This is a genomic window from Sulfurospirillum sp. E15m (assembly GCF_059415145.1).
Window position 1 is genome coordinate 55,402 of the sequence record NZ_JCAHZS010000008.1, and the last position, 11,629, is coordinate 67,030.

The window sequence follows — 11,629 nt, forward strand, 5'->3', positions numbered from 1 at the left end:
TTGGGAATAATGAGGCATATTTTGTACCTTCAGATAAAAAAAGGAGGGAGTTGAAATGAAATCTAGTTTAGATGTACAGCAGTTTTACGATGCTAATTACTTTGAAGACGGAATATGCAGTGGAAAATCTTGCTACATAAATTATCGTTGGATGCCGGAAATGACGATTAAACTGGCTTATAATATTCTAAAGTATTTAAAGTTAAAAGATGGAGAGCGTGTCTTAGATTACGGATGTGCCAAAGGTTATATTGTAAAAGCTTTAAGGATTCTTGATATAGATGCATTTGGATGTGATATCTCTGAGTATGCTATTAGCCATGTAGATGCTGATGTCAGAGAGTATTGTCATTTAATTAAACAGAATAATATATTTAATAATAAAAAGTACAATTGGCTGATGACTAAGGATGTTTTAGAACATATGGAAGAGGATAACATAGAATCGCTTCTCATTGAGTCTCATGATCGTATTGAAAAAATGTTTCATATTATTCCGTTAGCAATAGAACCAGGTATATTTGTGGTTCCAGAGTATCACAGCGACCCGTCTCATATACAAATCCAAACCAAACAATGGTGGTATGAAAAATTTGAAAAACATGGATGGAACGTGATTGATTTTCAGTACCAAGTAAATGGAATTAAAGACAACTGGACAGGAAAATACAAATATGGGAATGGTTTTTTCATATTGGATCGAATGAGAAACCCTAAATGATAAAAAATCATATTACTGTAGCCCTTTTAACATACAATAGGTCAAAAACGGTGGTTCAATCCATCAAAAGTATTTTAAATGACAAAAACCATATTCAATTAGCTATTTTTGATGATGGTAGTGATCCTGAACAATTTATTTTCATTGAACAATATTGTGCAAAATATCCCCAAATAAAAATTTTTAAAAATGAAAAGAATATGGGATATCAAAATAATTTAATCAACGCATTGAATTATTTGTCAAATTGTGATACTCAAATAGTATTTTTATGTGAATCAGATATGCTACTTACAAAAAATTGGAGTGATTACGTATTTGAAGCATTTAATGCGTCAAAAGATTCTGTCGCATTAAGTGCAATGTTGCATGAAGGGCAGTTTGGTGAGCAAAGGTCGGCAATTTTTAGAGAAAGATGTATAACGGGGTGTGATCCGCGATTTCCTCATACTCGTGGTCGTGCGCCTTTTGGTAAAGAATGTTATGTGGAAATGCCAGATGCAGAAAAAAGTATAAAAATATCTGGAACAAATATCCGCTTTATAGCAAACAGTGTTGGCTCTATAATTTTTAAAAAAGAATATTTGAAGAAAATCATATTTTATTTGGATGAGTTAAAAAAATTCCCTGTGCAAGAAGATGCTTGGCTTAGCTATATGTGTTTTAAAGTAAATCAGTATCACCCAAGAAGCTTTATGGTTTTGGATCCTGGTATTGCATTTACGTTTGGAGAAAAAGGATTACATGGCGATATGATATTATGTAATGTAAGGTGGTTAGGTAGTATATTTTGGAAAAGTAGGCTTATGGCACAATATTCAAAAGTTTTTTTAAAAAAATATATACAATACAAAAATAGATATTGGAATAAAAATGTCAAAAAAAATTATTAAATCTGCACAAAATGATAGATATGTAATTACATTAATAGAAGAAAAAGAAGAGAATAGTAGCGTATATGTTATTTATATAAAAAGTCTTCTTGGCTCTGGACATAATGCAAGGCATACTACATATAATAAAATTAGTGATTTTGGAGCAGAGGTAAAGTCAGAAAGAATATCATTAAATATAGCGGATTTACTTATAGATAATATCATGAAAAAAGGTGAGACCGAAGGGTTTAATCTTTTAGATGGTGAGCTTCAGATATTGGATGTTAGTGATATAAGGCATAAATTGACATTAAAAGAAAAGTCATTTACTTCTCGAGGAGAAAAACTATTCTATCATTGGCCAATTTTTAAAAAATATAAAGAAACAGGTTTTGGTTCGATTATTCGTGCGACATTGACATTGCATCAGGTTTGTTCTTCTCATTGTCCTTATTGTTCTACAATCGCTAGAAATAATAAAGATTCAATATCTTTGCAAGAAGCAAAAGATTTTGTTGAAAAATTATATTTTGGCCAGGCTCAATATAATAGAGAGTATTTTGGTAAGTATAATGAACTTTATAAGCAGAGTACAGGTACAGACATACGTTTAAGAGGATTGATTTTGTCTGGAGGAGGACAACCGAATTTGTGGCCACATTTCGCAGAATTTGTGGAATGGCTAGCTACATTAGATATTGAATTAGGACTAATAACCAATGGATTTCCTAGGAACATTGATCCCAAGGTGTATAAAAATTTTACGTGGATTCGATTATCTATCACTCCAGAAGATGCTTCTCCTCACTATATAAATAATCAGTTTAATCAGCAATATATTCCAGAAGATATTGTTGATGATAGCAAAATAACTTTTGGTTTATCGTATGTATATGGATCTTGGACAACGGATGATATACTCAGTAGAATAGAAAAAGCTATAAATGTTTGGAATGCTGATTACTGTAGAATCTTGACAGATTGTAATCTTACGAGAAATAGTCAATTGATAGCGCATCAAGAGCTTTCAAATAGACTATTCAAATTGGGGCTAATTGATGAAGAGGGCAACCCTAGGAGCAAGATATTTCATCAATTGAAATATCACGGCACAAAAGAAGAAGCTTATTCACTTTGGGAAGAGGGGCAATGTTTTTTACAAATATATAATGTATTTTGGGATACAACTGGACATGATGACAAAAAAGTGTCTTATTGTTATACCTGTGACTCTATAACAGTTTTAGCTGAAGAAAATAATGCAGAGATTAATGTGTCAGAAAGACGTTTTAATGCTGAAAAATGGGGGACTGTAACAAATAATAATGTTTCTGATTTATTTACAAAACCAGTTAAAGCCTATTTTGACCCTAGACAAGTGTGTAAGTCTTGTCTATTCATGAATAACAATAAGGTAGCTAAAGAACTAATAGCGTATGAAAATTATAATGAATTGAAAAAGCAATTTGATATTCAACATATTAATTTTCCTTAGGAGGTAAAGTGATTGTGAGAAATGAAAACTATAATATTATTATTGATAATGCAACAAAGCCAATAACCTTTGAAGAAATAGACTGTACGCAAAAAAAAATTGTTGATGTTGCTCAGTCAGAAGTTGTGCAATGGCTTATTAAAGCAGATTTAAAAGAGTTTCTTGTTGGTGAATTTATTCATAAAAAAGGGTTAGAGTTCTTTTTTTCAGCATATCTTCTTGATATACAAGCTAGTGATATTGTCTTAGATGCTGCTGGAGGAAAATCGAAATATTTAGAGGCTGTAAAACTTACAAGAAATGTTAAAAATTTATTTTTGACAGACCATATTTATCAAGGTATTGTTAAGCTAGATTCAACAATTTATATTGTAGGAGGGGATATTTCAGCCATTCACCTTGGGAATGAATCTGTTAGTAAAATAGCTTGCCATCATGCTTTTGAACATTTTCAAGATAATAAAGATATAGATTTTGTTAAAGAGTGCTATAGAATTTTGAAAGCAAATGGCGTGGTAGTGATTATTCCTCTATTTTTAATGGATGATTATATTGAATGTTGGAATATAAAAAATGATAGTTTATTTGATCAATCTGCAAAGTATGTTTTTGATCAATCTGCCTCGATCCCTGGAGCTGATGATGATGGGCATTTTGCACGATTTTATAGTAATGAATCTTTAATGTCTAGAATCTTAAAACCAGCGCAACAAATGGGATTTGAATGTTCCATTATAGAGTGTACAATAGATGGACAAAGTATACCAGATATGAGTAAAAATTTTGGATCTACTTTGAACAATCCAACACGAGCATTACAACTCAAGAAAAGGATAAGTTGTGGGTGAAAAAATAAAAATTTTAGCCAAAGGATATATACACAATAGTGAGTTTGAAATAGAGCTTAACCACCCAGTTGTGAGTACACAGGATGAGCAGATTCATATTCAAACTAATGGATTGAGATTTGAAATAGATAAAAAAGATTATATTCAATACGCTTTGACTATTTTGCTAGCCGAGAAAAACCTGAAAAACCTGAAAGATATCCACTCATGAGTTTTGTAGAAGCAAAAGAACTAATAGATATATTTTCATTATTAAATGAGAGTAATATTGAATATATCCTTTTGCGAAACATCAATCAGGAAGTCCCATATCGACTTCAAGTTGGGAAAGATATTGATATATTAACACATAAACAAGAAGAGAGCAAGTTGATAAATTTTTTTTCACAGCATGGATATGAAAAAATTGTTCATCCGTTAGAACATAATGTTTTTTTATATGGAGTTGATAAATTTGTATTTTTGCATAATGTGAAGAATGACATCATATTTGATCTAAATTATCAAATAGCAGTTAGAAGCTGTGATGCTGGGCAATGGATTCCTTTGGATCAAGAGATTCAAGAGTCAGCTTGGAAAAATAAAAGATTTGAGCAGTATGATAACAGTTTTGGATATTGGACTTTAAGTTATGAAGATGAATTTATATGCTTGATTGCAAGATCAATATTTGACAAAAAAGAGTTTCAAAGAGGCTATATTAAACGTATTGAGGAGCTGCAACAATATATTAATATGGATTATATGATAAAAAAACTTTCAATGATTTTTTTCAAATTTGCTCCATATCTGTTAGCATATATTTTGGAAAAAAAATATGCTGATATCTTAGAAAATTATTTTAAGTTTAAGGAATACTAACTATGAGTAATCCAGGCATTAAAATACTTGCAGAAAATCATCAAGGACAAAAAATTAAAAGATTTGTCATTGAAGATAATATTGGAGAATCAATTCATCTACATGTTGATAATATTAGATTAGATTTTTCTATTAGATCTTTTTTAAGTTTTTCACAAACTATAAGAGAGTCTTTACACGCTTTAAATATTTTAAAAGGATACCCACTAGAGATGTTTGATGAACATTTTTTAAGTGAGTGCTCATCATTTTTACTTAATTTACGCAGGATAGAAGTGGATGAAGTCTCTTTAAAAGAACTCCAAGCAATTAAGTACGTGGGAGATAGTACTGAGTTTAAAATATCAGAGTTAATATCAGTGAATGAAACAAATGCATTTAAGTATTTGAATAATGAGACAAGTGACTTTTTAGACTATAGCCAATTTAACTATTATAATATGGATAATAAAATAAGGCTAAAAAATCTATTAGAATCTATTAAAATAAATGGGTATCCCTATTTGGATCAATATATAATTTTATTTGATGATGCCAATATCATTCGAGATGGACAGCATAGAGCTTCAATTTTAGCTTATTTATATGGGATGGAATACAAAATAAAAATTTTAAGATTTTATTTTACTGGAGATGCGCATATTTATAAAATCAATAAGCATTCTTATTATACTGAATTATGTAAAAAAGTAGAGAATCTGCCAAAAGCCCGATTAGTATTGTATGGATACGGGCAGCTAGGTAAGGCTTTACATGCAAAGTATACTGAGAGGATAGATTATATAATTGATAATCATAAATATGACGATAATTCTATTTTATCATTTAATACATTTTGTGAGCGTTCATATCCATGTGTAAACTATTGTTTTTTAGTGAGTGTTCTTAATGCGAATGCTCTAGTTTCAATTAGAAATGAGCTTTTGGAAAAGTATGTAGACTGCCTTGTGATATCTATTTTGGATATTTCTTAAAATACTATGAAAAAGAAATTATTAATTGTTAAAGTTGATGGGATTGGCGATTACATACTTTTTAGAAACTTTATCAAGCCTATTGCAGAAAGTACTTTGTATCATAGCTTTGAAATCTATATGCTATGTCATTTTTCATGGATAGAACTTGCCAGACATTTAGATAGCAAGTATATTCAAGAGTTCATTTCGTTTGATACTGAGAAGTATAGAAAGGATTTATGGTATAAATATTCCTTAGAAGTTAATTTGAATAGATATAGCTTTGATACCATCATTCAGCCTACATATTCAAGAAATTTTCTTGTTGATTGTTTGATTAATTGTATTAGTGCAGAAAATAAAATTGCGTATGATGGTGATCTAAATAATATTTCGCTAGAACAAAAGTCTATATCTGATAAGTTTTACACGAAGCTAATTGCATTAAATGACATATATCTTTTTGAATTTTATAGAAATAAACTTTTTTGTGAACAATTGCTTGGAAAAATTCTTGACAGTGGCAGAACCGAAATTATTTTGAAAGAGTTTATTGAACCGCCTTTCGATAATTATGTAGTTTTTGTTATTGGGGCAGGTCATAAAAAAAGAAAATGGAGTTTAGACAACTACATAGAAACGGCGAAACATCTTCACTCGCTTGGCTATAGCGTGGTTCTTTGCGGGCATAATAATGAGCTTGCCGATACAGTTTATTTTGAAAATTTTTTTGGTAAGCAGTATATCAATTTAGTGGGCAAAACTTCTCTTATCGATATGTTAAGTATCTTGAAAAAATCAAAATTTATAGTATCAAATGATACCGGATTAGCTCATATGTCCATTGCATTAAAAAAACAGACTTTCATTCTTTCTAATGGCAATCACTTTGGAAGATTTGTACCTTATCCTAAAGAATATGAACAGTATGTTCAATGTATATTCCCTTTTGAATATCAAGCAAGTTTTGGTAATTTTTGTGCACAGTATTACAAAAATTCTGATTTAGATATCAATTTGATTAATACTAGTGAGCTACTAAATCTTGTCCCAAAAAATATAATAGTAAATCATAATGAAAATGTGTATGATAATTTTAATTCAGAATTAATTACAGAGAATTTATCTTTACGCTTTTCACAACAATTGAATCTTTTATATGGACAAATTATTAATTTAAATGTTGATATTCTTATTTATGGATATGGTGTAACAGGTAAAATTATACAAGCTTTAATACCAGAAAAAATAATTGGATTTGTTGATAGAAAAAGTAATTTAATATCTAAAAAAATTATTAAAGGCAAAGTTTATAGCCCTAAGAACCTACCAAATATGCAATATTCTAAAATTATTATTAGTGTTTTGGGTCGTGAAACGGAAATTATCAAGTATTTAGTAGAAGATTTACATGTAAATAAAGAAAAAATTGTAAGAATATCTTTATAATATTATCTAACAAAATATTAAAAAGTTTTTGTGTTACTTATGTTTATTCTTTGGAAAAATAGAATATAAATTAAGTAAATGAATTTGAAGTACAGTAGTTGATACAAAAGCTAAGTGTATATATATGATGCAATGATATAAACAACATAATATGATAAATCTTCGGAAGACAAATAGTGATTGAGTAGTAATTTTAATGCTAAAGGTACAACATGAAAAGAGTAGCACTAATCACAGGAATAACAGGCCAAGATGGCTCTTATTTGGCTGAATTACTGTTGAAAAAGGGATATGAAGTTCATGGATTTGTGAGGCAAAAAACGCTTGAAGATAAAGCACATAAGCTAGTCAATATTTCACATATTTTAAATCAAATCAACCTTCATACAGGAACGATTGATAATCATTTATCCGTTTATAAAATCATTTCTAAAATTATGCCTGATGAGTGTTATCATTTAGCGGCGGCAAGCTTTGTGAGTTACTCTTTTGATGATGAATCCTCTGTATTAACCAGCAATTTTAATTCGACGCATTATTTGTTGTCTAGTATTAAAGAACTTTGTCCTATGTGTAAATTTTATTTTGCGGGGTCGAGTGAGATGTTTGGCGATGTAAGTGTCTCGCCTCAAAGTGAAACAACACTTTTTAATCCACGATCAATTTATGGTATCGCAAAACTTGCAAGTTATCATTTGGTGAAAAATTATCGCAAGCAGCATGGTATTTTTGCGGCATCAGGAATCTTATATAACCATGAATCCTCACGAAGAGGGTATGAGTTTGTGACAAGAAAAATTATTTCTATGGTTGTCAGGATTCATTTAGGATTGCAAGATTGCATTGAGCTTGGGAATATAGAAGCTAAACGTGACTGGGGTTACGCACCTGATTATGTGAACGGTATGTGGAAAATCTTGAATTATGAAGAAGCCGATGATTTTGTGTTGGCAACAGGAACGTTGCATAGCGTTAAAGAGTTTTTAGAGATTGCTTTTGGATATTTTAATTTAGATTATCGTCAATATTTAAAAATTAATCCAGAATATTTTAGACCACTTGAAGAAGTACATTTAGTGGGAGATCCATCCAAAGCCAAACTCAAATTGGCATGGGAATCGACAAAGAACTTGCAAGAGATTATTGAAGAGATGATCGAGAGTGAGTTGAAATTATTGCAAAAAGGACTGTTGCCATGATGTATGAAGATGAAATTAAAGCATTACGAGAGCTTGTGCTAAAACAAGGTGAAAAAATTGAAGCTTTAGAAAAAGTAATAGAAGAGCATTGTAGTCAAAATGAAGCATTGATTCAAAAAGAGGTGGCTTCTGCAACTTTCCATCAAGTGAAAGCTTTGCAACATAGAATCGACCAATTCCTTTTTGATGCAAAGATTACTTTAAAAAATTTCGGGCTAGATTTACAGTAAGCATGAAACACCATTTTGCAGTACATCAATACATCAGAACATGTGTATATGGTGATGGAATTACAAAAGGCGTTTTATTAACGCAAAAAATATTATCTGAATTGGGGTTTGAATCAAAGATATACACTCTTGTAAATTATGTGGATATAAAATTAAAAACAGATATTTACCACATCGATGAATATATCGAAAATTCAGATAATGTCCTCTTATTTCATGCTTCTATTGGGGATGATGAGCAAGAAAAAATATTTCATTTTTTAGATAGAAAAATCTTAGTCTATCACAACATCACGCCGTCGCATTTTTTTGATGGGGAAGCTTATCAAAAGAGGTGTGCTTTAGGGCGTCTACAGTTTGAAAAACATAAAGATTGTTTTTTGGGATCTTATGCCGATTCTGCCTATAATGCGCGTGAGCTAAAAAGCTTTGGCTATCAATCTGTAGAAGTTTTACCTCTTTTGGTCGATTTAAAGCCTACCATAAATAATACGCATTCGAAGAGTATTTTAAAAACCTATCGCGACTCTTTTAATATTCTTTTTGTAGGCCGGGTCATTCAAAATAAATGCCAGCATGAGTTGATTAATGTTATGTATGAGTTGAAAATCCGCCAGATCAAAAACATAAAATTGTTTATCGTAGGTGGCAACCACTATACAGAATATTTTCAATTTTTATTTAAATACAAAAAAGCATTGGGGTTGGATGACGATATTATCATCACCGATAAAGTGTCGGAAGATGATTTATCGGCGTATTATAAGGTGGCAAATATCTATGTGTCTCTTAGTGAGCATGAAGGCTTTGGTATGCCTTTGCTAGAGGCTATTTTAAATGACGTCCCTGTCTTAGCCTATGATACGAGTGCAATTTCAACAACGATAGGCAATTATGGATTGTTACATTATAAATCGGTTGATTATGTGGTTGAAAAGATTTTAAAGATAAAAGATAACCTAGAGTATAGAGAAGAAGTCTTGAATAATCAAAAAAACCATTTAAAAGAGTTTGAGTATGATAGGCTCAAAGGGAAATTTTACAATTATTTGAAAAATGTCTGCACACTATAGTAATGCAAAAGGAATATAGAAATATGACGCCTAAAATAAGTGTAATCACGGTTGTCTTCAACAGTGAAGCATTAATCGAAAGAACAATTCAAAGTGTATGCAATCAAACTTATTCCAATATTGAATATATTATTATTGACGGAAAAAGTGTTGATCGAACAATCAATATAATTAATCGCTACAAAGACTCTATTGATATCGTGGTGAGTGAAGAAGACAGCGGTATTTATGATGCGATGAATAAAGGTATTCATCGCTCCTCTGGAGAATGGCTCTTTTTTCTCAATGCCGGTGATATTTTCTTTGATGCCCATACGTTAGCGCTATTGACAGAGGCCCTGGATGAAGATACAGATATTTTGTATGGCGACATTGTAATCGTCGATGAAGATTTATCCAATAAAGAGTATGCTAGTGCGGGTGGCTTACCCAATATTTGGAGAACCCCTCCTTGTTGGCATCAAGCGATGTTGATTAAGGCTACATGGCAAAAACAACATCTGTATAATTTGCGATACACATTAGGCGCAGATTATGATTTTATGTTAAAAAGCTTTGTAAACAACGCGAAATTTAAATATCTTGCCCATCCTTTTTCTTATTTTCTCAGAGGTGGACTCAGCACCGGGAGAATTTTTTTAAATAGGCTCGAATGTACTATAAGTTTATCGACATATATACCTCATCTTGAAAATATACGCGAGAATTTCTTCTTTAGGGATATGCTCAATATCTATAATGAAGATTTCCTTCAGGGTACAGCTCTTTCAAAAAAAATGGGTCATATAACGCAAAAATTGGCTACTTTAAAAGCAAAATATCAAAAAATTGCACTGTATGGGTTTGGGAATACAGGACAGTTAATAGCCCCCTATTTGGGTGATAATCTTACCCTTATTGTGGATAAAAAGATAGAAAATATTACAACGGGTAAAACACTTTGTACCTTAGAAGCGCTGCATCAGCATGACTTTGATTGTATCCTGATCTCATTGATAGGTAGAGAATATGCGGTAGCGTGCGATTTAATGCATAATTTCAATGTGCCATATCATAAAATATGTACGCTAACCGGTGATATACCTCGCACTGAAGATCTTTTTCAAGATATCAAGAGAGAAGTGGTTCTCGAATCTCGAATATGTACGCAGGAGCAACTTGAATCCAAAGAGTATCAAAAATGGGTGAAATACTTTAAATTAGTGCCAAATCAACTCCATCGAAAAATATGGGAATATTGCTTTATTGCGGAGATTTTAAAAAAATACGATCTTCTTCGAGAGGGTGCGCACGGTTTAGGATTTGCCGTCGGTACAGAACCTTTGCCCGCTGCCTTTTGCTCTTTTGGCACTAGCATTACTGCAACCGATTTAAATTTTGAAGAAGCCAATAAAAAAGGATGGGTAGATACAAACCAACATGCGAAGAATCTTGAAAATCTCAATCAGCAGATGATTTGTCCGCAAGATAAATTTTTAAAATTATGCCGTTTTCAAAATGTCAATATGAACAATATTCCTGAAGATTTAAAAGAGTTTGATTTTATATGGTCGGCGTGTGCATTGGAGCATTTAGGATCACTCAAGCATGGAGAAGAGTTTATTTATAATTCTCTTAAGTGCCTAAAACCGGGTGGCATTGCTGTGCATACTACCGAGTATAACTTCTCATCCAATGATAGAACGATTGAATTTGGGTCGACTGTTTTATACAGACGACAAGATATAGAAAAAATTGTAGCCAACCTCCGTTTAGATGGCCATATCGTCTCTGAAATTAATTTTTCGGGCGGTATCTTAGAAGGTGATCAATATATTGATATACCGCCGTATAATCTTAATAACAAACATTTAAAACTAGTTATGGATGAGTTTGTTATCACCTCTATAGGCTTGGTGATTCAAAAAAAGAGTCAATAGTTT

General features: G+C 31.4%; 12 protein-coding genes. All 12 read left to right on the forward strand.

What is annotated here, in order from left to right:
* The first annotated feature begins 55 nt into the window (after positions 1-55).
* The 12 genes from AC5SLP_RS11045 to AC5SLP_RS11100 all read left to right on the forward strand — a co-directional run bounded on the left by AC5SLP_RS11045 (position 56) and on the right by AC5SLP_RS11100 (position 11,626).
* On the forward strand, positions 56-721 hold the full coding sequence (locus tag AC5SLP_RS11045) for a methyltransferase domain-containing protein (protein ID WP_495255208.1): 666 nt from the start codon (positions 56-58) through the stop codon (positions 719-721).
* A complete protein-coding gene (locus AC5SLP_RS11050; RefSeq protein ID WP_495255209.1) occupies positions 718-1,614 on the forward strand; it encodes a glycosyltransferase family 2 protein in 897 nt (298 codons plus the stop codon). Before AC5SLP_RS11045 ends, AC5SLP_RS11050 begins: the two co-directional genes overlap by 4 nt.
* Positions 1,595-3,091 carry a hypothetical protein gene (locus AC5SLP_RS11055; RefSeq protein WP_495255210.1) on the forward strand — a complete coding sequence of 499 codons (1,497 nt, stop codon included), beginning with the start codon at positions 1,595-1,597 and terminating at the stop codon, positions 3,089-3,091. The genes AC5SLP_RS11050 and AC5SLP_RS11055 overlap by 20 nt, the downstream gene beginning before the upstream one ends.
* An 8-nt stretch (positions 3,092-3,099) precedes the next feature.
* Positions 3,100-3,939 (forward strand): methyltransferase domain-containing protein, encoded by an 840-nt coding sequence (locus AC5SLP_RS11060; RefSeq protein WP_495255211.1) that lies wholly within the window; start codon positions 3,100-3,102, stop codon positions 3,937-3,939.
* Entirely contained in the window at positions 3,932-4,150 is a 219-nt protein-coding gene (locus AC5SLP_RS11065; protein ID WP_495255212.1) for a hypothetical protein, read from the forward strand. Before AC5SLP_RS11060 ends, AC5SLP_RS11065 begins: the two co-directional genes overlap by 8 nt.
* The gene (locus AC5SLP_RS11070; protein ID WP_495255213.1) at positions 4,147-4,800 is read left to right on the forward strand and encodes a nucleotidyltransferase family protein; all 654 of its coding nucleotides are present in this window, start codon (positions 4,147-4,149) and stop codon (positions 4,798-4,800) included. The genes AC5SLP_RS11065 and AC5SLP_RS11070 overlap by 4 nt, the downstream gene beginning before the upstream one ends.
* Before the next feature lie 2 nt (positions 4,801-4,802).
* Positions 4,803-5,774 (forward strand): hypothetical protein, encoded by a 972-nt coding sequence (locus AC5SLP_RS11075; RefSeq protein ID WP_495255214.1) that lies wholly within the window; start codon positions 4,803-4,805, stop codon positions 5,772-5,774.
* Between the two features lie 6 nt (positions 5,775-5,780).
* Entirely contained in the window at positions 5,781-7,205 is a 1,425-nt protein-coding gene (locus tag AC5SLP_RS11080; protein WP_495255215.1) for a glycosyltransferase family 9 protein, read from the forward strand.
* A 212-nt stretch (positions 7,206-7,417) separates the two neighbouring features.
* Complete coding sequence (locus tag AC5SLP_RS11085) at positions 7,418-8,404, forward strand: GDP-mannose 4,6-dehydratase (protein WP_495255216.1); 987 nt, start codon at positions 7,418-7,420, stop codon at positions 8,402-8,404.
* Positions 8,401-8,634, forward strand: a complete 234-nt coding sequence (locus AC5SLP_RS11090; protein WP_495255217.1) for a hypothetical protein — start codon at positions 8,401-8,403, stop codon at positions 8,632-8,634. Before AC5SLP_RS11085 ends, AC5SLP_RS11090 begins: the two co-directional genes overlap by 4 nt.
* A 140-nt stretch (positions 8,635-8,774) precedes the next feature.
* Positions 8,775-9,707, forward strand: a complete 933-nt coding sequence (locus tag AC5SLP_RS11095) for a glycosyltransferase (RefSeq protein ID WP_495255218.1) — start codon at positions 8,775-8,777, stop codon at positions 9,705-9,707.
* Positions 9,708-9,730: 23 nt separating this feature from the next.
* Positions 9,731-11,626, forward strand: coding sequence for a glycosyltransferase (locus tag AC5SLP_RS11100; protein ID WP_495255219.1), 1,896 nt, complete (start codon positions 9,731-9,733; stop codon positions 11,624-11,626).
* Positions 11,627-11,629: the final 3 nt, after the last annotated feature.